The following is a 20,795-nucleotide window of genomic DNA, read 5'->3' on the forward strand; positions in this document are numbered from 1 at the left end:
CGATTCCTGTTAAACGATCCGGCAGGCGCAAGCTAATCGCCCGCCACGCGCCAGTTCGACAGTATCGGCAGCCCCCGCACCCGACAGCCCAGCGCTTCGAGCCACTTCGCGACCATCTGGTTGGAATTGTGCGAAAGCGTGTAGGGCTCGGGGTGAGGCACGAAGTCCAGATCCATTTGGGCGTTGTAGACCCGCACCGGCAGCGCCGCCTGATACAAATCATCCAACTTTTCGCGCAGCCTGAGCACATCCGACGCTTCCGCACGCAATTCGATTAACTGTTCGATTCCGATGCGCACCTGACTGCGTACGTTCGCCGCGGTCCGCGCCCCCGGCAGTTCGCGGCGGCCTAGCGCGGCCTGGGTGTCTCCGAACAGCGCGCTAAAACCGCTGGCCAGACCGGTCCGGCCCAGAGCGTAATACTGCCAATCGCCGTAAGAGTATCGGACCAGCCCCCCGCTTTCAGCGGGAAGCACAAGACTGGAATGACGACCATGATCCAGCAGGAACACGGGCACCGGTTCGCTCAGTTGACGGGGCAGATCCAGTCGCACCGCGCAACCGCCCAGCCATAATGGCAGGGCCAGGAGCAGAATAGGCAGTGCGGGGCAATAGGTCAGCGATAAGCGCATTGTTTTTCGTCACGGCTGAGGGTATTGCAGTTGAATACCGTCCTGAAAAATTGTTGTTCCGAATTCGATTCGGAAAACAGTGTCTTCAGGCAATATACCCCTGATAAAAATCAGCGCCTTCCATGGCTGTAAAGATTGTTAAACAAACGAATGACAACAGCGATCATGGTCTGGGTGATCTTGATGGCAGGAACGCGGCTCGGATTTTCCGAGGCATAATCGTCAATCGCTTCATTCATGAGCTTGACCAGGCCCAGCTGAGGATTATCCTCGATGACCCGGCTTGCGAATCTATCCTGCAGCCTGGCCCTGATCTTATCATCCATGGGTTTTTCCTTGATTAACGATTGCAGTTCCGCGTCCAAAAGCACCGCTTGTTTTTCCGCCCAGTCGAAATCCATGTCATTCTGGGATGGAAGAGGGCCGAAGGCCTTTTGGAAGACGCACAGCACATCGAAGCACAACTCCATGAACAGGTACGACATATCCTGGTTTTCCCGGGCGATGACCGCCGGAAACATGCCAAAAATAGTCTGGGCGAGTCCAGTCTGATCCAGTTGAAACTGCTCGAGCATGCTTCTGCCGGTTTCCTCGTCGATGCTCTTGGCGTATTCCAGGGCTTGGTAGAGTTCTTGGTTGGTAAGTTCGTGCATAATCGCCTCAATAATTCATAGCCTTCGCCAGGATAACCCCGGCGAAGGCAAAAAATGAATGAATCTTATCAGCCCAAGGCAGAGAAATCTTTCAAATTCGTGAAAGCATAGGCTGGCGGCAGGGCACTGTGGGAATCTTAATGGCCGATCCACGCTGAAAACCTGCCACAATCGGCAAGGTAATTATAGGGAGAGAAGGTAACGACAAACACAGGATTGAAGCTGAAAGGGCCGGAGGTCCGGCTGGGAAGGCACCTTTGCCTGGCCAATCCTGTCTTTGCGGATTCAGGAGGGACTTCAGTACGATGCCCCATTTCGCCGTACTATTCACATCTTGTCGGTAATCGCAGGGCATGCGCACCATATATGCCAGGCCCTGTGCTGGAAATATAGGATGCGCAATCCACCCTGCCCGATCCGTGGCTTTACTCACAACGCCATTGGTTAAACCAGTTCGCAAGCTCTTGCTTATCTGCCGTTGGTGCCGCGGATACACAGATGCCGATAGTGTTGCCTTCAACCAGGCCAATGGCCGCGTGCTCGCCAACCTTAAGCTTTTGGGCTTCCATGCCGGGGATCCGTATGGACAGTTCCCTGCCTACCAGGTTTTCCTGGCCGGATTCTATAGAGGCGGACACATCCGTAGCATCGGGAAGCGCGTTGGCCATCGACGGCGATGCGCCAATGCCGAAAAGCCCTTTGGATGCTTTTGAAATTTTCTTGATATTGATTAAAAGTTTCGTCTCCATTTGCCGTCCTGCGGGCCATTCCCATTTAATTTCAAGGATTTGAGTTGACATAGCTGAGCATCCTCCAGAAAACGCCATTGTGGCGATAAAAATCATGCAAAATCCAAAAATAACTGATGTAGTCGACTTCATAGTAAATCCCCTTATTTTTAGGGTGTGTCCACCGTCAACATATAACCCGATCCGAATGCGGAAAAGCCTACATAACCACTGATCACGGATACTTTTCCAGCTTTTTCCACGCACAGTTGACGATAGAGATTATCGGGCGTATCCAGCCCCGGAATACCGCCGGCCAAAATGCCCGCGTTTCGAAACGCCATGGATGCGTGCGTGGAGCAATTCCAGCCCAGAATATGGAACGATCCGGGATCGGCCATCATATCCGTCCAGGCCCGGTCAAAAGCACGCGCCTCGGCCGCGGAAACCTGAACGAACAAGACCGTTGATATGGTCCCCGTGCCCCGCGCGACCGTCATATCGACATAGTTGGCACGAGCCCGTGAAAGCCCGGCAAAATCATAAACGACACCGGTCATGCCCATGCCGCTGGAGTTAGAGGAATTTGCGCTGCGCCTGCTTGACTCCCCAATACCCGACGAAGCGCCGCCGCTGCTGCCATCATTTCCCGTACCGAAAAATCCGATGGGAGCACCATTTGACAGAATGCAATCAGCGTGTTGTTCCATAACGCCCGGAGCATGGCTATGGGATGTTTTCCCACGAACGATAAGAGCGACCCGGTCGCCGGAAAAAGTAAAAGTAGATGCGGTCATTAAACAAAAGCTCCCTGTTTGAAGAATAATGAATTTTGCCAAGCCAATATGTTTTTAGGCGCGTGATTTATGGCCTTTTATTTTTTAACTAATCGGACTTAGGCAATTTGTGAAAATAGAACACAAACCCTGTTAAGTCAAACTGGACAATAAAAACTTCCAAAGGACTTTTTGGCCGTTTCCATAATCCTCGTCCATGCCTTCTGCGATACAGGCTGGCGTAATAATTTTGATACGTTATCGGATGGATTTTATCTTGGCGGGAACTGAGCCAGGACGCCGGACCAGACGGTTCAGGTCTATGTAGCGGCAGACTAGAGGACGAGGCAATATCATACGGCCCTACTACCGTTTGTGATCAATGGGCCTGGTCAACCCAGCCCATTTTCTTGTGCTTGAATGTGAATTGCAAGGCTGTCGCGAATGGCGTGCACATCTAGAAAAGAAGGTTGCCAAAAAACCGATCATGCCTGCCTTATCTTATGCCGCATCCCTGTGTCAGGGCTATTCCCTGCCCTGTTTCACCGGCACGCTTGGGCCGCTGAAATCCAATACGATCCATGTGGAGCCAGACTATAGTTGAATTTTATTAACCGCTCAATCCGACTGCGGGAAGTTTGCATTCATTTTGTGATGAATATCACAGTTTATTATGAAGTGATGGTACGTATGGGAGCAGGACCGTTCAGGACCAATCCTGTTAGACTGAGGAATACGCAATTTAGCCTGGCCGGTCGGGTAAGGTGCCGTGCAGAGGCCGAGCCCTTGGAACTCATGATCCTGCGTGGGAACCGGTAATTCTTTCACAGTCCCGGGATCCATTCTTACGCCGGAGCGTGGAACGAGTAATATTATGTAGGTGCGAATTCATTCGCACTAAAATGCGTAACCGACGAAGTAGCGAGCGCCCCTGGTACCCACGATCCTCCGTGGGAACCGATATTCTTTCATAGCCTCGGTATGCAACGAGCAATGTTATGTAGGTGCGAATTCATTTATGCCCTATGGGTACTTGTGCCCTTCAGGATATTCGCACTGAGCGGAAGCCTTTTGAGGCGCAAGTGAATTCGGCCCTAAGGGTTCGGCTAAAAATGACTGCCTGAAATTAGCTCGCGAACGATGCGCCTCCTGTCGTCGGCACATCCTAATAGCTCTGAATAGGAAAAAATCGGTGAGATTGGTTGACTTTGAACAGAGTATCTACCAAGTTCTTCATGGTGTGCATTTTTGCACTCCCACGGTTGTTCTGGCGAATGTCTTTCAGCTTCCCATCCATCAGGAAGATCAACTAATTCATCGAGAGATGGATCTCTTTCAACTAAATGACCTATTCCAACTAAATGGCCATCATCACTATGATCATTTCCTCCACACAGGCATTGCCAATCTCCGTCTTCGTGAACAACAAGCAAGATCGGCCTGGTAGCTTTAAAAACATGAGGGCAAACAAATACCCCAAGATCCGAGTTAAATTTCATTATCGCCATTTCAAGCAGACCAGTAATATTACGGAACATTACGGTTTTAAGGCTCCGTTTGTTGGTAGATTGCCAAAGCAAGTCCAGTCTACGCGCTACTTTGGTTTATGCTTATACCCCGTTAAAGGTGCAGTTGTGATGATAAAGACATCATGCACTTCAATCTCTTCACGTATCATTTCCAAGGCTCTTGCATTATTTATCGCTGCTTCAGTCTCGGATACTGGCGGATCAACACCATCCCATATACAATCAAGGCGAGCTTCAAAGCCAGGATTGTGCCATATTCCTCCTTCGATTCTTACCACTACAAGGCCATGCTCAAGAGCCTTGTTGCAAACCTCTTGAGCTGCGTTAGGCGTTAGTTTCATAACGACCGATCCATTCAACTCAAAAAAATCAATTGAAGAATCATATAATCGTGCCCTATCGACTTTCATTTTCAGAACCTCACTTAATCCAATTTATTCGGCCGTCTGGAATCCAAGTTGGATCATTTCTATCACTGACCTGTACGACTTCTCCAGTACGGTCATTGACAACAACATATCCATCCTTTGTCCCATAAACTGTAGCCGTATCATTTCTACCTTGACCGTCAGGAGTCTTTTTTGGGCTACGCTTATCTGCCGATGTCCCCGCCGCCTCATCATTTACTAAATCTTTAACGTCCTGTTCAGTCCATCCCCTCTCACCTAGTTGATCCTTAATTTTATCATCAAAGATTGGTTCCTTATCTGTATCATCACTTGCTTCATTGAACATACGATCAATACAACCCTGAATAGCTTTCTTACATAGCTCAGGATTAATTGCGCAAAGAACCGCACCTGCTGCTGCACCAGCAGCCGCGCAACTAACCGGCCCTATTCCCGGTATAAAACAAACGGCAGCAGCGGCAGCCTCGCCTTTAGGATCAATCCAATTTAGCGGATCATTTCCGACATAGGTATAAGCATTCAACCCGCCCTTAAGCCCAATCGGATCGGAGGTAATATACCGGCCGGTCTTGGGATCATAATAGCGCTGCCAGTTGTAGTGCAGGCCCGTCTCCCGGTCGAAGTACTGCCCCGGAAAGCGCAGGTTGACCTGGATAGATTTATTGCCTTTGCGGTGTTTATGATGTTCTTCGTCCTCATCATGGTCTTCGTGATCGTCATGATCCTCGTCGTCATCCACGTGCTGGCTGTCATGTTCCTCATCCTCATGCGCGTCCTGAGCCACTAGCGTGCCGCCCAGATCATTGCCGAAAGCGTCGCTGTCCCAGCGCCAGACGATATCCCCCTTGTTGTCGGTGCCGAGCCTCGGGGTGTCGAGGTGGTCCGTATGCAGATAGACGAGCTTAGCGTTGTTGCCATGGCCATGACCGCCCAGTTGCGCCAGCGGACGGTTGTCCAGCCAGACGTAGGCTTTGAGTGCCCTGCCTTTGCCGGTGGTTTCGGCCAACAGTTGGCCGTTCAAATCGTAATGGTAAACGATGACCTGTGGCTTTTGGCCCGGCAGTTCCTTGCGCGTGCGCTGGCCCTGGGCGTTGTAGCGGTAGACGGCCATGAGGCGCTCGCCCTGGTAGACCTTGGCCAGCCGGCCCTGGGCGTTGTACTCGAAGCGCCGGCCCTGAGCATCGCTGAGGGTGTTTCCGGCGGCATCGAGGCTGAAGGCTTGGGCGTCGATGCCGATCAGGCGGTTGCTGCCGCTTTCATAGCTATAGCCCTGGCTGAATGATGTGCCGGTTTGGCTCAGGCGGTTGCCGTTGCCGTCATAGCCGTAGTCCTGGCTGTCGTTGGCACGGGCTTCCTGCGCCAGGCGGTCCAGGGGGTCGTAGCCGTAGTCGGTGCTGGCGGCGGCCTCGTTGCGGTTGATGAGGTTGCCGTTACCGTCGTACTGGTAGCACCGGGGCGGCAGATCGCCCAACTGCTGGCAGGTCAGGCGGCCGTTGGCGTCGTAGTCGCGGGTCTCCTGCAGGCCGTTGCCGAAGGTCATGGTGGTGAGCCGGTGGTCGGCGCGGTAGCCGATCCGGTCGGCCAGGATCAACGGCTTGTTCGGCTTGCCGGTGGCGACTTGGCTGATGCGGCCGATGGTATCGCGCTGGTAGCGGACCTCGCGGCCATCGGGGTAGCGGAGGCCGGTCAGGCGGTTGCCATTATCGTAGCGGTAGCCGGTGATGTAGGTCTGACCCAACTCCATTCTACGCTGTTCGATCACATTGCCGTGGCTGTCGTAGCGGTAGGCGGTCACGCCGCTTTCGTCTTCGATGCGGCACAGACGGCCGATACCGTTCTCGCACTGGTCGTAGGTGTAGGCGACGTCGTCGGCTTCGCCGTCGTGGTCGATGCTGAGCAGACGGTTCAGGGCGTCGTAGCGGTAGCGAGCGGTGATGCCGCGGGCATCGGTACGGCTCAATGGGTTACCGGCCGGGTCATGGGTATAGGCCAGACTGCCGCGATCCGGGCTGTCTTCGTTGAGCAGGTGGCCGAGGCCGTCTCGCTGGTAGTCGGTCCGGTGGTTTTCGGGATCGGTGACGCCGAGCAGGCGGTCGGCGCCGTCGTAGTCGTAGCGCGTGAGGCCGGCCAGGGCGTTTTGCTGTTTGATCAGCCGGTTCAGGCCGTCGTAGCGGTACTGGCTGGGGTTGCCGTTCGGGTCGGTGGCGCCGGTGCGGTTGCCGTTGGCGTCATACTGGTAGCTGGCGGCGTTGCCGTAAGGGTCCAGTATCCGGCTCAGCCGGCCGAAGCCGTCGAAGCCGGCTTTCTGCAGGCGCGCGAGCTGGCCGTCCGGGTCTTTGATCTGTTGTTCGAGGCGGTTGCCCAGCGCGTCCAGGCTGTAGTCCTGGCGGTTGCCCAGGTTGTCGGCGACGGCGATCAGCCGGTGCGCGGCATCGTACGTGTAATAAAGCTGCTCGCCGCCGGGCAGTTGAATATGGACGGGCTGGCCGGCGTCGTCATAGTCGATGCTCGTGGTCTGATCGCCGTCGGTGCGCGACAGCAACCAGCCGCGCGCATGGTAAGCCAGTTCCGTGACCTGACCGTTGGGATCGATGATTTTCAGCGGATGACCGTGCCGATCGTAAGCAGTGAGGCGAGTCGTGTGGCCCAGGGCGTCGGTGACGGTGGCCAGGTTGCCTTCCTCGTCGTAGCTGTAGCGAGTGCTGTCATCGACATCGGTGCGCGGACCATCGGCCAGGGTGATCTGGCCGTGGGCGTTGTAGGCGAAGGTAGTCACACGGCCCGGCTCGGTGAGCTTAACCGGCAGCCGGAAGTCAGGGTGCCAGTCGGTGGTAATGGTGCGCGCCTCGGGTTTGCCGGCGGCTTCGGTGCGGCGGGTTTCGAGATTACGCGCCAGATCGTACTGGTAGGTTGTTTTGTTACCGTTGAAGTCGGTGCTGCTGATCAGGTTGCCTTCATTATCGTAGTTCATGGCGCGCGTAGCGCTGACGCAGTCAGGGCAGCTTTGCTTTTCGAAGGCGGTGTGTGCGACACCGAGGTAGGTGCGGTACGAGTAGAGTCGCTTAGCGCCCAAGGCGTCCATGACGGTAGTCTGGAGGTTAGCCCGGTCGTAGGTCAGGCTGACTTTTTCGACGCCGCCGGCGTGTTCGGAACTGATGGCCCAGCCGTTGCTATCATAGGTCCAGCTGGCGAAGCGTACGCCGTTTTCGTCGATGAGGCCGGTCAGCGCGAGTGGCCAGCCGGGATTTTCGTACCGGTATTGGCGGCGGTTGCCGTCCGGATAGATGACAGCGCTCAGGTTGTTGGCGCTGTCATAGTCGTAGCGGTAGCGATTGCCGGCCGGGTCGGTGATGGTGCTGATGCGGTTCTGGCTGTCGTAGGCCAGTTGCAGCGTGCGCCCGAACGGATCGGTGACGGTGCTGAGCCGGCCGGTGCCGTCATAGGCCAGGGTTTGCGCCAGGCCGGCGCGATTGACGATCGTGCGCAGCCGGCCGTCGGCGCCATAGGTTTCCATACCGTCCTGGCCGTTGGTGTAGTGCCAGCCGCCGTCGGGCAGGGCTTCCAGCTTGCTGTGCACGTCGGCGTCGGGACGCCAGGCGCCGCCGACCAGTTTGAAGGTAAAGGTTTTCTCATCGGCGCGGATCACCTTGACCAAGGTGGCGGAAACCGGTTCGATGCGACCGCCGTAACTGAAGCTCCAGTGGGCGCCGAAGGAACCGTTGGTGATGCCGGATTGGCTGTTGTAAGCGCGCACGAGTTGCAGCGGGAACGGGCCGGCGCCGCTATAATCAGTCTCATGCTGGAATTTGTTGCCAGTGCTGTTCTGGATCGGGTTACCGGAAGTTTTCCCGACCGTGCATTGCTGGGCATTGCTGTCGACGCTGCAGCCGCGCTCTTTGGCCGGGTCAGGCGCCTGGCAGCGCGGGTCGAACTGGTCATCCCAGTCCGGCGGGTCGTTGTCGCCGTCGCAGGTGCCGGCCAGCGCCGGAATCGGCAACAAGGCGAGGGACAGGGGCAAGCCCCAAGTAACGGTTAGGGAACAAAACAGGCCCAGCAGCAGCCAGCAGGCGCGCCAAGTCGGGAGAAGACGGGGTAAGGTATCCATGTGACAGGCTTTCACGATAATAAGGTGGTAATCCTGGGGAATCCGCGTCTGTCCACCTTGCCCATGATGCGTCCCTGTGTTCGGGCGCCCCTGCCCGCTGCCGCCGACCTTTAGAGCCAACTAAAATTCCACACTATCCCTGTTTTTTTAGCATAAGCGAATTCAACCAGCCACTCAACATGGAAGCAGGAGGCAATTGACAGATTTGTGAGAATGTCACGGTTTATGACAAAAAATGCCGCTTATCGCTAATATCAATTGATTGCACATCAGGCATTTGAGGCGCTTTGCGCGTAATAAGCCAAAGCAGAAAAAAGCAGCAGATTTTTCATCACTATAAAAGCACGAGTGAATAAATAAGCCCTACGCCAGCACAGGCGGCAATAACCGGAACAATACCGACGTTAAACCGGAACAAGGCGATGAACGCGCTGACCCCGATCAGGCCTGACAGCCAGTCAAACGCCCCATCCAAGCCCTGCGGCCACAGCACATGATAGGCGAAAAAACAGGCCAGATTGACGATCACGCCGACCACAGCCGCGGTGATGCCCATTAACGGCGCCGTAAACTTCACATCATGGCGCGTCGCTTCTACGGAAGGGCCGCCCAGGAAGATAAACAGAAAAGACGGCAAAAAAGTGAATAATGTGGCTACTGCCGCCCCGGCCATGCCCGCCAGGGGCTGCAACTCCGGACCGAAAATCTCCTTGCTCCAGCCGCCGACAAAACCGACGAACGCAACGATCATGATCAAGGGCCCCGGCGTGGTCTCGCCCAGAGCCAGCCCGTCTATCATCTGCGTGCCGGTCAGCCACGCATGCTGCTCGACTCCGCCCTGGTAGACATAGGGCAACACCGCATAAGCGCCGCCGAAGGTCAGCAAGGCCGCCTTGGTGAAAAAACAGCCCATTTGCGTCAATGTGCCGCTCCAGCCATAGCTTGCAGCCAGCGCCGCGATCACAATTCCCCACACCAACAGCCCCATGCAGGCAAACAGCAGCAGCCGGGACCATTTAAAGCGCGCATGATCCGGAATGGGTGTATCGTCATCGATCAGGGCGGGGCCATAGGATTTATAGGTAGAGGCATGATCGCCGCCTGCCTTGAAAGCATCGGGCGTGATGCGTGAACCCAGATAGCCGATCAGCCCGGCCGCGACGACGATCAAGGGAAAAGGCACATCGACGGCAAAAATCGCGATAAACGCCAGCAAGGCGATAGCGCGCAGGACATTGTTTCTGAGCGCCCGACTGCCGATCCGGTGCGCGGCAACGGCAACGATGGCCGTCACGGCCGGCTTGATGCCATACAGAATGCCCGCCACCGCCGGTACATCGCCGAATGCCAGGTAGATCCAGGTCAGCGCGCATAAAATGAACAGCGACGGCAGGACAAACAGCACGCCGGCCGCGACGCCTCCCCAGACGCCGTGCATCAACCAGCCGATATAAGTCGCCAGCTGCTGCGCTTCAGGACCCGGCAGCACCATCGTGTAATTCAAGGCATGCAAAAAACGCTGCTCCGACATCCAGCGGCGCTTTTCGACCAGTTCCTGATGCATCATGCTGATTTGCCCGGCCGGGCCGCCGAAGCTGATAAAACCCAGTTTAAGCCAGTAAAAAAAGGCTTCCCGAAAGGCGACCGGCAACGGTCGTTCGCTGACTGTTTCTGAAGTAATGGACATATAAGGATTTGATCGCCGTGGCCTGAATTTCGGCCACGGGCCGCAGGATTAGCCTTTACAAGGGAATTGCGCGGTTACCAACTGCCGGTATTCTGCATGGAAAACCAGGGCTCTTCAGGTGCCAGCGCATGGCCTTTCTGCAGCAGTTCGATGGAGATATTGTCGGGCGAGCGCACGAATGCCATGTGCCCGTCGCGCGGTGGGCGGTTAATCAGCACGCCGGCCTCCATCAGCTTCCGGCAGGTTTCATAGATATTGTCGACTTCAAACGCCAGATGGCCGAAATTGCGGCCGCCGGTATAGTCCTCGGTGTCCCAGTTATAGGTCAGCTCGATTAATGGCGCATGCGTTTTAGCGGCCAGTTCGGCATCGAGCGGCGCGTGCAGATAAACCAGCGTGTAACGGCCGCCGTCATCGTCTATGCGGTGGGATTCGACCAGCCCCAGTTTGTTGCAATAAAAATCGAGTGATTCGTCCAGGTCGTGAACCCGAACCATGGTATGCAGATAGCGCATAACAAGGACCTCCTTCAAGATAAAATTAAACAGCTCTGGCCATGCGGGTCAATCTTCCAGGGCATGGCCGCAGTATTTGCAAAAATCGGCATCGAAATCATGCCCGGTTTCACCGCAATCAGGACAGGCGTCGTTCCTGACTTTTTCCGCCGTATACGTCCTGATCAATTCGGCGCTATAGATGCCGGTAGGCACCGCGATAATGCCATAGCCCATGATCATGATCGTCGAGGCGAGCACTTGGCCCAGCGGCGTTTGCGGCGAAATATCACCATAGCCGACTGTCGTCAGCGTCACGATAGCCCAATAAACCGATATTGGAATACTGGTAAAACCGGCTTCCTTGCTTTCCACGACATACACCAGCGAGCCGAACACGATAACGAGCATAATCACGGAATAGAGAAATACCATGATTTTACGCAAGCTTTTACTCAATGCCGTCATCATGATCTGCGCTTCGTTCATATAAGCCGACAATTTAAGAATACGAAAAACCCGCAGCAACCGTAGAATGCGTATCGCGAGCATGGGCTGCGCGCCCGGAAACAGCAGAATCAGGTAACTGGGCAGTATCGACACCAGATCGACCAGGCCAAAGAAACTCGTGAAATACAGCCAGGGCCGCCTGACGCTGATCAGGCGCAACCCGTATTCCAGCGTAAACAGCAGGGTAAACCCCCATTCAAGGATATATAAGGTTTGCGCGTACCGGTTTTGAACTGCTTCGACGCTGTCGAGCATGATCACAATCACGCTGCACATGATGCTGATGCTCAACAGGACATCAAACCCTCTGCCCATAGGCGTTTCGGCGCCGAAAATAATCGTATTCAGCCGTTCCCGCCACGGCGAGAGCGTATCGCCCTCGTTATAATGATGGCGATAAGTGGTTTTTGATGTTTTTATTGCCCGCATGATTTTTTTACAGTTGCCCGTACCTGAAACAATCGACCGTATGATCATTGACCATGCCGACCGCCTGCATATAAGCATAGCAAATCGTGCTGCCCACGAATTTAAAGCCGCGCCGTTTCAGATCCTTGCTCATTAAATCGGAGGCCGGCGTCGTCATGGGGATTTCGACCGCGCTTTTCCAGGCATTGCGCACGGGACGGCCATCGACAAACTGCCAGATATAGTCATCGAATGTGCCGAATTCCTGCCGGACCTTCAAAAAGGCCTGGGCATTGCCGACCGCGGCCTGCACCTTCAGCCGGTTCCTGACAATGTCCGGGTTGGCGAGCAACTCGTCGATTTTTATGGCGTCATAGCCGGCCATGATTTCGGCGTCAAAATCATCGAAAGCCTTTTTATAGCCGGCGCGTTTCTTCAGGATCGTGGACCAGCTCAAGCCCGCCTGCGCGCCTTCCAGTACCAAAAACTCAAACAGCAGCCGGTCATCATGCACGGCAACGCCCCACTCAAAATCATGGTATTGTTCTTCCAGCGGGCTAGCCAATGCCCATGCACATTTTTCCATGGTGTTCTGACAATTTAAATACAAAGTAAGGCGCATGATAGGCCTTGACCGAGGCCTGTGCAAATTCCAGATCCGTGGATTCGTTTGTTGACAACCGCCGCCTCAGATCGCATCATCGACCCCATTATCAGACTGAACCATTGACCATGAGTACCGACACCCTGCAAATACGCCGTATCGCCATCGATACCTATCATGAAAACGTCGCTTATATGCACCGAGAATGCGGCATTTATCGTGCGGAGGGTTTCCAGGCGCTTTCCAAAATACTGATCAGCACCAATGGCGCCAAGGTGGTTGCCGTGCTCAATGTCGTCGATGATTCGTCGATCGTGCTGCCGGACCAGTTGGGCTTGTCCGAACAGGCCTTCGCGCAGCTCAATGTCGAAGAAGGCAGTCTTGTAACGATCAATCATGCCGAGCAGCCCAAGTCCATGGATGCGGTGCGCCGCAAAATCGAAGGCGAGCGGCTCGATCAGGATGACTTCATCGGCATTACTACCGATATCGCCGAAGCCCGTTATTCGAAAATGGAAATGGCCGCCTTTCTGGTAGCCACGGGGCAAAACAATCTGGACCGCGACGAGCTGTTCTTCCTGACCCGCGCCATGCTGCAATCGGGCGACAGCATCAACTGGCAGGAACCGCTGGTCGCCGACAAGCATTGCATCGGCGGCATTCCCGGCAACCGCACCTCGATGCTGGTCGTGCCGATCGTCGCCGCGCACGGCATGTTGATCCCGAAGACATCAAGCCGCGCCATCACCTCGCCGGCCGGTACGGCCGACACCATGGAGATGCTGGCCGAAGTCAACCTGTCGCCCGATCAATTGCATGAAATCGTGCGCAAGGAACGCGGTTGCCTGGCCTGGGGCGGCACGGCCAGACTGGCGCCCGTGGACGACATGCTGATTTCCGTCGAACGCCCGCTGGGCATCGATTCGCAAGGGCAAATGGTGGCGTCCATCCTATCCAAGAAACTCGCCGCCGGCTCCACCCATCTGCTGATCGATATCCCTGTCGGCCCCACGGCCAAGGTCCGGCACATGCGTCAGGCCCTGGCCCTGCGCAAACTGTTCGAATTCGTCGGCGACCGCCTCGATATCCACCTGGAAGTCATGATCACCGATGGCCGCCAGCCGGTCGGCCTCGGCATTGGCCCGGTACTGGAAGCCCGGGATGTCATGCAGGTCCTGCAAAATGATCCTGACGCGCCCACCGATTTGCGCCAGAAGTCCCTGCAACTGGCCGGCCGGATTATTGAATTCGACCCCGACGTGCGCGGCGGCCAGGGCTACGCCATCGCCCGCGACATCCTGGAATCCGGCCGGGCCTGGGCCAAGATGGATTCTCTGATTCAGGCGCAGGGCCCCAAACAGATCGACCTGCATCCCGGCAAGCTGTGTCATGAAGTCCATGCCGACCGCGACGGTTTCGTCACCAATATCGACAACTTCCAGATGGCCAAGATCGCCCGCCTTGCCGGCGCGCCCTTATTCAAAAGAGCCGGCGTCGACTTGTTTAAAAAGCTGGGCAGTCCGGTAAAAAAAGGCGAGGTTTTATACCGCGTTCATGCCGAATTCCCTGCCAATTTCTCGTTCGCCAAGAATCTGTCCACGCAGAATAACGGCTATACCATCGGCGATGACGAGCTGGCCCTTACCTCGCTGATCGCCTTCTAATCCGGAAACCAACCATGATCATACTCGCCTTCCCCGATTATCAGAGTCAGGCACAACGGCTTGCCACGCGCCTGAACGCCGAGCTGGCCGACGTCACGGTACACCACTTCCCGGACAGCGAGAGCTTTGTACAGTTACCGTCGCCGCTGCCGGAACATGTCATTATTTGTCGCAGCCTCAATCAGCCCAACGACAAGCTGATCGAGCTGCTGCTGTGCGCTTCCACGGCCCGCGAACTGGGCGTCAAGCGACTGACCCTGGTCGCGCCTTATTTGAGCTATATGCGCCAGGACTTCGCCAACCAGCCCGGCGTGGCGGTCAGTCAGCGCATCATCGGCAAGATGCTGGCCGGCCTGTTCGACGACGTGCTGACCGTCGACCCGCACCTGCACCGCATCTCGTCACTGGATCAGGCGATTCCGATCAAAAATGCGATCAGCCTGACGGCTGCCGGCGAAATCGCCCGCTTCCTGAAGAAGCAGCTCGATTATGCCGTACTGCTGGGGCCGGACAGCGAATCGGAACAATGGGTCGCCACGATCGCGCGGCAAATCGGCTTCGATTACTCGATCGCGCATAAAGAACGGCTGGGCGACAAGCACGTCGAGATGACCTTGCCCACCAGCAACTTCGGCAACAAGCCCGTCGTCATCGTGGACGACATGGCCAGCACCGGCAGAACGCTGACCAAGGCCGCCCGCTTGCTGAAGGCCGCCGGCGCCGGCGACATCCATGTCGCCGTCACCCACCCGCTGTTCTGCGGCGACGCCGAGACCCACATTCTCGAAGCCGGCATCAAAACCATCTGGAGCACGGACAGCATCGACCATCCGACCTCCTGCATCAACCTCGACACCCTGCTGGCCGATGCTATCAAGGCGATCGTGATCGGCTCGAGGTGACGGGATTGCGCCCGTCACCCCTGCCACACCACCGGACATGCGGTTTTCCGCATCCGGCGGTTGAATCCAACGGCTTAGGCCGTTGATAGTTCTGATGGTACACATAACCCATATTGTCTCAACGTGGCATTACTCAACGCTCTGTGTAGTGCTGGGCTTTTCGCTATTCGCCAAGCTCCGCGTGTACTGTTCGCGGTTTCTTGTTGCCTTGGTGTCGCACCTAATCGGCGCAAAGCCTTCAGTCGCCCCTTTTTGTTATGCCAGCGTAACCAGAAACATTTTCGCATATGACGGCGCGTCCAGCCTTCCCATTTCAGGAGATGTTGGCGGTCGGTAGTGAGTTTGAAATAATTCCACCAACCTACAACGTATTGCCGCCACTGCTCAACCAACTCGTTACTGGTCAAGCTTTGCCGAGCATCCCAGAGTTCGCGTACTTTGGCTTTATAGCGGTCGATACTTTTTGGGCTAGTCGCGATTTCGTATGTTTCCGTTATTCTAAAACCAAGAAACTGACTATCCCAAGGTCGCCCCGTTCCGCTTTTGTTTTGGTTGACGGTCAGGCTTAAGTGCTTTTCTATCCATAACGTCAGACTTTTCAAGACTCGTTGCGCACTGCGTTCGCTACTCACATAGAGGGTAATATCGTCTGCGTAGCGGCAAAAACTCAGTTCTCGCTTTTCCAGTTCTTTGTCCAATTTGTCCAGGTAAATATTTGCAAGCAAGGGACTCAACGGGCTACCTTGCGGAACTCCTTTATACCGTCGTTCTACTTTTCCGTCTTTCACTACACCCGCTTTCAGATACGCTCTTATCAGGCCTAACACTTGGCGGTCTGATATTTTCCGGCTGATTTGATGCAGTAAAAATATCGTGATTCACTTCATCGAAGAACGCCTTGATGTCGATGTCCACTACCCAACTTTTACCCTGCTGAACAAAATTTCGAGCTTGTTTCACGGCATCCTGCGCGCTGCGATAAGGGCGATAGCCATAGCTATATTGACTAAACCCGCTGTCGAACTTTATCGTTAAGATTTGTTGCATCGCTTGCTGTATGACTCGATCTTGCACCGTCGGTATCCCCAGCACGCGCTCGCCTCCATTCGGTTTTGGAATGGTCACCGCTTTCACGGGACTCGGGATATAACTTCCCTTTCTTAACTTGGCTTCTATTGCTTCCCAGTGCTGCTCTAAATGCTGCTCAGTCTCTGCAATGCTTCGCCCGTCTATTCCTGCTGCGCCTTTATTGCGCTTTACCGCGTCAAACGCTTCTTGCAGGGTTAGCCAGTTGAACATGGCATCCATCAGTAACTCTTCTGTCATTTTCTCTTTCGCCTTTTACCGCTAATCGTAGCTTGCATCCCACGCGATCTTGTTCGTTAAAGAATCCACTTTACTAGTTGATTTCCCGCCAAGGGGGGGGTTGCCGCAGTTGCAACGCCCGCTTGTTTCAGAATACTATGCGCGTCCGATTAGCCTCGTTGGGTTTAATGAACTTGATTCTTCAGCCCTTCGCTCCATGCCCATTACAGGCACTTCCTCACTACTACGGCCTCTGCTGACTTCTCCCAAACTCTCATTTAGGAGATCTCCCCAGGTAAGGTGCCTAAACTGTCTGCCCGTGCCGCCAAGCTCTACTTGATGTGTCTTTCGGTAACGGTTGGATTTCGTGTTTCCTAGCACACTCATCGCCCACATCCGGCCTCTCTGCTTGTTCGTGTTCCTACGGTCGTGCATTTGCTATCCGCTTCTTTCAGGCTGGCCTCGCGGCTTCCCCCTTGCGGTTTCGCTACGGTTGTCGTTACTACTTCCGGTTACCTCCTTTCAGGTAACTAGTTTTGGCCCATGCTGGGCACACTAGGTGCGAATTCATTCGCACTTCGGGTCGAATGAATTCGACCCTACAGCAGACGCCGATTCACTGCGAGACGTCAGATTGGTAGGGTACGCACCGCGTACCATTATTCAGTTTTCGATGCCCCAAAAGGTACGCGGTGCGTACCCTACTACACGACATCAGGGTCCTGAATCAGCTCCACGGCGTTGCCGTCAGGGTCGCGGCAGAACAGGGCCGGCCGGCCTGACCGGCTCAGCGTGTAGGTAATGCCCTGCTGTTCCAGCTTGCGTTTGGCGGCCTGGAAGTCATTGACCAGAAAAGCCGTATGCCGGTCCAGCCCGCCATGCTCGGGCGCGATTCTGCCCTGATCGGGATTGGGCAGTTCGATCAGATGCAGCTGTTGCACGCCAAGCTGCAGCCAGGCGCCCGGAAACGGCAGCGGGGGACGCTCGCAGGTTTTCAGGCCCAGCACGCCGCTGTAGAACGCCAGCGCTTTGGCCGTATCGGCGACAAGAATGCTGACGTGGTGAATTTTTAATTGAATGGTTTCAGGCAAGATAATTTTCTCTTCTAGGGTAGGTTTTTTTACGTGCCGGCAAACAGATTTGCCGGCCTGATTTAAACTATCGGCTCATGGGCCTGCTGGCCGGCATGATAAGTGGTATAGACATACACCGGGATATCCAGTTCGCCCAGGCTATTCTCGATCAGCGGCCATACGTCATCCCAATCCAGATCGCCCTTGCCTGTCGCCAGACGCGGCAAGGCGAGCGACGGCAGTTTTTCTTTTTTAATTATTTTCACCAGGGCATCCAGCGCATGCTTCACATTGCTGATCGTCGCCTTGCCGAAATGATGCTCGGGACAGTCCACGGTTTCCTGCGTGATCAGGTTGATAACATGAGCATTATCGGGCCCGACCCACAGCCATGCCTCGCCGGGCCGGGTATTGTGCTGGTGGCACCAGCGATCGAAATCCTTCACCAGGGCCGGATACCGCTCATGGAGCGCCAGCGCCAGGCCTTTATCCATCGGGTCATTGAGCTCCACGCCATGCGCCATGGCGTACGCCTTGCTCAACAAAATATCACCTTCGACTTGATATATCATAATGCCCTCTCTCGGTTTGTTATCGTTATACAGTTCCAGGAGTGATGAACGACAGGCCTGTCTATACGCCGGCTTTAAGCTCTAATAGTTATCGCAGACGTGCCGCTCTTTTCCCTCGACATCCTCTTTCATAAACTCCATTTGCGGCAGCGTCCGAGCCATTTCCTCGCCGCATTTTTTCATGGCCTGCATACTGTCATCGTCCATCATTTCCTTCGCATACGCTACCGCCCGGCTCTCGGCGCCATCGCGATCACCGCTTTTGCACAAGGCCGAAATCTCGGCTTCCATGGCCTTGCCCCGCTCCGCCATCTGTTCCATGGCCGCCGGATCGATCTGGCTGAAACACGCCTGCATTTTCTGGCCCTGTTCCATTAGTTTCTGCATTTGCTCTTCGTTCATATTGGGAAACTGGGCATGTCCGGCAACAGGCGTTAACGCGAGCAGCACCAGGTAATGTAAGGCTTTTTTATTCATTAAATTATCCTATTGATTAAGTTCCGCAGATTAAGCGAGATTATCATAGCGCTTTCCCGGACGGATTTCCTCTATCAGATCAATTTCGGCAGCGCATCAAGGTTACAGGCGATGACCACATGAAACCGCTTGAACCTCTTTGAGGTCGACTGAAGTCGCCGCCACGCGACAGGCTTGCGCAAGCCCTGATATTTTTTCCTTATTTTGGCCTTTATGGTAAAAGCTCCCCGTGGCTATTGCCTGATATCTAAACTGATGTTGCGCATGGACCTTTTTTTATCCTGCCTGCCGCGCTGGCAATAGGTTGTTAAACCGATCTTTATTCAACTGACAGTGACCTCATCGACTGAAGGGTTACCCACGCGTAGGTGCGAATTCATTCGCACTAGACTGAACAGCAAGCGTTTCGGGTCGAATTCAAATAACCGCCGCGCGGGAGGTACTTTGTTAAATCCGTCTCAAATCAACTTATGCGTAACATCAGATCTAAACTTAAAAGCCTGAGATTATTCAAGCCATGATCATCGCCATTCAGTTAATTGCCGGTTTTTTATGCCTCGCGGCAGGGTCCGAGTGGTTGGTAAGAGGCGCGTCGAAACTGGCCGTGGTCATCGGCATTTCACCGTTGGTGATCGGCTTGACCGTGGTGGCGTTCGGCACCAGTTCGCCCGAGCTTGCCGTGAACGTGCAGGCGGCCTATTTAGGATCGTCGGACATGGCCATCGGCAACGTAGTCGGCAGTAATATTTTTAACGTACTGCTGGTTCTTGGTCTTTCCGCCCTGGTCAACCCGCTCGTGGTCTCAAGCCGGCTGGTGCGGCTTGATGTGCCGCTGATGATAGGCGTCTCGGTGTTGATGTATGCCCTGAGCCTGAACGGCGCCATCAGCCGGCTGGAAGGCGGCCTGCTGTTCGCCCTGGTGGTGATCTATACCATTTTTCTTATCTGGCAGAGCCGCAGGGAAAATCATGCCGCGCGCGAACTTAAAAGCCGCGCCCCGATAAGACCGGCGTCCTGGTTTAGGGATGTGATATGGATCGCGGCAGGGCTTGTTTTACTGGTCATGGGGTCCAGATGGCTGGTCGAGGGCGCGGTCGCCCTGGCCCATATCCTCGGCATCAGCGAACTGGTCATCGGATTGACCATCGTCTCGATCGGCACTTCCCTGCCGGAACTGGCCACATCGGTCATGGCCACCCTGAAAGGCGAACGCGACATCGCTATCGGCAATGTCGTGGGCAGCAATATTTTCAATATCCTGTCCGTGCTGGGGTTGAGCTCCGCGGTAGCACCGGCCGGCATCGATGTATCGCCAGCCGCCCTGCATTTCGACATTCCGGTCATGGTCGCCGTCGCCATTGCGTGCCTGCCGGTCTTTTTCACGGGTCTGGAGATCAGGCGCTGGGAAGGCTTTTTATTCCTGGCTTATTACGCGGCCTATACCGCGTACCTGATCATGGATTCAATGCGGCATGATGCGCTGCCGATGTTCAGCCAGGTCATGGGGAGCATTGTAATGCCGCTGACCGCCGTGGTTCTGCTTAGTCTGTTGCTTCGCCATATTCTGCGCAAAAGAAAACGGCAGCGGCCCTGACAAACCGCGCCTCCGCAGGCCGTGGCTGAAGCCTTTTATAAAGCCGTTCTAAATCATCCCCGCAGCCCTGAGCGCATCCGCATGCCCCTGCAGACGTTTACGTTGGTAACGATAGATTTCAGGAGCGTTTATTCATTAGCCGGAAACATTACCTTCAGGCATGCGTCGCCATGAAAACAAGCCATTCACTGACCGGCAGTGCGCCAGAGATATTCATAAATCCGGTAGGGTACCAGACTGTGAAAGTATTCAGCATTTTTCTCTTCAATGTCTATATGCTGTTATATACAAATATCAAATGCACAATATATTGTGGTTAAAATTTCAAAAAACGAATACTTTCACAGTCTCGTACGCATCGCGTACCTTTTGGGATGGCATTCACCGGAACCGCTGGAAAAGGTACGAGACTGTGAAAGAATTCAGAAACGAGTATGGCTCTACTGGGTGAATACCGCTATTTTCATTAGCGAATTTTCATAAGGTATGAAAATTCCACCTCTTGGCAGCGCGGAATTCGCCAATTAAGCCGGGTTTTTCAGCCATTTTAGGCAAAAACCTGGTTTGTTTCGCTATTCCCTAAGCGCTGGGCGCAGTAATCCCTAAAGGCCGCCACACCGAGTATATTCAGCACTCGGGTAAAGTTGTAACACAAGGCCATTAAGCTAAATT

The 20,795-nt window shown here is 54.8% G+C and carries 19 protein-coding genes; 3 read left to right on the plus strand and 16 right to left on the minus strand.

Annotation, left to right across the window (positions count from 1 at the left end; translation table 11 throughout):
• Positions 1–32: 32 nt before the first annotated feature.
• The 11 genes from METMA_RS0103600 to METMA_RS0103650 form a co-directional block, all read right to left on the minus strand.
• Positions 33–632 carry a hypothetical protein gene (locus tag METMA_RS0103600; RefSeq protein WP_020157704.1) on the minus strand — a complete coding sequence of 200 codons (600 nt, stop codon included), beginning with the start codon at positions 630–632 and terminating at the stop codon, positions 33–35.
• 110 nt (positions 633–742) lie between these two features.
• A complete protein-coding gene (locus METMA_RS0103605; protein ID WP_020157705.1) occupies positions 743–1,285 on the minus strand; it encodes a hypothetical protein in 543 nt (180 codons plus the stop codon).
• A 425-nt stretch (positions 1,286–1,710) separates the two neighbouring features.
• Positions 1,711–2,166: a hypothetical protein gene (locus tag METMA_RS0103610; protein ID WP_156830446.1), complete on the minus strand. Its 456-nt coding sequence runs from the start codon at positions 2,164–2,166 to the stop codon at positions 1,711–1,713.
• Between the two features lie 17 nt (positions 2,167–2,183).
• Positions 2,184–2,852: a hypothetical protein gene (locus METMA_RS26875; RefSeq protein WP_198014454.1), complete on the minus strand. Its 669-nt coding sequence runs from the start codon at positions 2,850–2,852 to the stop codon at positions 2,184–2,186.
• A 1,043-nt stretch (positions 2,853–3,895) separates the two neighbouring features.
• The gene (locus tag METMA_RS26880) at positions 3,896–4,327 is read right to left on the minus strand and encodes a hypothetical protein (RefSeq protein ID WP_152565180.1); all 432 of its coding nucleotides are present in this window, start codon (positions 4,325–4,327) and stop codon (positions 3,896–3,898) included.
• A gap of 56 nt (positions 4,328–4,383) precedes the next feature.
• A complete protein-coding gene (locus METMA_RS0103625) occupies positions 4,384–4,728 on the minus strand; it encodes a hypothetical protein (protein ID WP_020157709.1) in 345 nt (114 codons plus the stop codon).
• Positions 4,729–4,738: 10 nt separating this feature from the next.
• On the minus strand, positions 4,739–8,953 hold the full coding sequence (locus tag METMA_RS25665) for a colicin E5-related ribonuclease (RefSeq protein ID WP_156830448.1): 4,215 nt from the start codon (positions 8,951–8,953) through the stop codon (positions 4,739–4,741).
• Positions 8,954–9,167: 214 nt separating this feature from the next.
• On the minus strand, positions 9,168–10,520 hold the full coding sequence (gene chrA / locus METMA_RS0103635) for a chromate efflux transporter (protein WP_020157710.1): 1,353 nt from the start codon (positions 10,518–10,520) through the stop codon (positions 9,168–9,170).
• A 74-nt stretch (positions 10,521–10,594) separates the two neighbouring features.
• A complete protein-coding gene (locus METMA_RS0103640) occupies positions 10,595–11,035 on the minus strand; it encodes a VOC family protein (RefSeq protein WP_020157711.1) in 441 nt (146 codons plus the stop codon).
• A gap of 48 nt (positions 11,036–11,083) precedes the next feature.
• Positions 11,084–11,953, minus strand: a complete 870-nt coding sequence (locus tag METMA_RS0103645) for an ion transporter (RefSeq protein WP_020157712.1) — start codon at positions 11,951–11,953, stop codon at positions 11,084–11,086.
• 7 nt (positions 11,954–11,960) lie between these two features.
• Positions 11,961–12,518, minus strand: coding sequence for a DNA-3-methyladenine glycosylase I (locus tag METMA_RS0103650; RefSeq protein WP_027147010.1), 558 nt, complete (start codon positions 12,516–12,518; stop codon positions 11,961–11,963).
• A 146-nt stretch (positions 12,519–12,664) separates the two neighbouring features.
• Here METMA_RS0103650 and METMA_RS0103655 point away from each other — a divergent pair, with 146 nt between their 5' ends.
• Both METMA_RS0103655 and METMA_RS0103660 read left to right on the plus strand, forming a co-directional pair.
• Positions 12,665–14,200: a thymidine phosphorylase family protein gene (locus METMA_RS0103655; RefSeq protein ID WP_027147011.1), complete on the plus strand. Its 1,536-nt coding sequence runs from the start codon at positions 12,665–12,667 to the stop codon at positions 14,198–14,200.
• A 14-nt stretch (positions 14,201–14,214) separates the two neighbouring features.
• Positions 14,215–15,102 carry a ribose-phosphate diphosphokinase gene (locus METMA_RS0103660; RefSeq protein WP_020157715.1) on the plus strand — a complete coding sequence of 296 codons (888 nt, stop codon included), beginning with the start codon at positions 14,215–14,217 and terminating at the stop codon, positions 15,100–15,102.
• A gap of 74 nt (positions 15,103–15,176) precedes the next feature.
• Here the strand turns inward: METMA_RS0103660 and METMA_RS27975 are convergent, their stop codons facing one another.
• The 5 genes from METMA_RS27975 to METMA_RS0103680 all read right to left on the minus strand — a co-directional run bounded on the left by METMA_RS27975 (position 15,177) and on the right by METMA_RS0103680 (position 18,529).
• Positions 15,177–15,929 carry a reverse transcriptase domain-containing protein gene (locus tag METMA_RS27975; protein WP_084254076.1) on the minus strand — a complete coding sequence of 251 codons (753 nt, stop codon included), beginning with the start codon at positions 15,927–15,929 and terminating at the stop codon, positions 15,177–15,179.
• A complete protein-coding gene (locus METMA_RS27385; RefSeq protein WP_084254077.1) occupies positions 15,859–16,428 on the minus strand; it encodes a reverse transcriptase domain-containing protein in 570 nt (189 codons plus the stop codon). The genes METMA_RS27975 and METMA_RS27385 overlap by 71 nt, the downstream gene beginning before the upstream one ends.
• Positions 16,429–17,111: 683 nt before the next feature.
• Entirely contained in the window at positions 17,112–17,498 is a 387-nt protein-coding gene (locus METMA_RS0103670; protein ID WP_020157717.1) for a VOC family protein, read from the minus strand.
• A gap of 62 nt (positions 17,499–17,560) precedes the next feature.
• The gene (locus METMA_RS0103675) at positions 17,561–18,052 is read right to left on the minus strand and encodes a macro domain-containing protein (RefSeq protein ID WP_020157718.1); all 492 of its coding nucleotides are present in this window, start codon (positions 18,050–18,052) and stop codon (positions 17,561–17,563) included.
• Positions 18,053–18,133: 81 nt separating this feature from the next.
• On the minus strand, positions 18,134–18,529 hold the full coding sequence (locus METMA_RS0103680) for a hypothetical protein (protein ID WP_020157719.1): 396 nt from the start codon (positions 18,527–18,529) through the stop codon (positions 18,134–18,136).
• Between the two features lie 517 nt (positions 18,530–19,046).
• On the opposite strand from METMA_RS0103680, the gene METMA_RS0103685 reads away from it, so the two are divergent.
• A complete protein-coding gene (locus tag METMA_RS0103685) occupies positions 19,047–20,123 on the plus strand; it encodes a calcium/sodium antiporter (protein WP_020157720.1) in 1,077 nt (358 codons plus the stop codon).
• Positions 20,124–20,795: the final 672 nt, after the last annotated feature.

Origin of the sequence: Methylobacter marinus A45, from assembly GCF_000383855.1 — a bacterium.
Classification (GTDB): Bacteria; Pseudomonadota; Gammaproteobacteria; order Methylococcales; family Methylomonadaceae; genus Methylobacter; species Methylobacter marinus.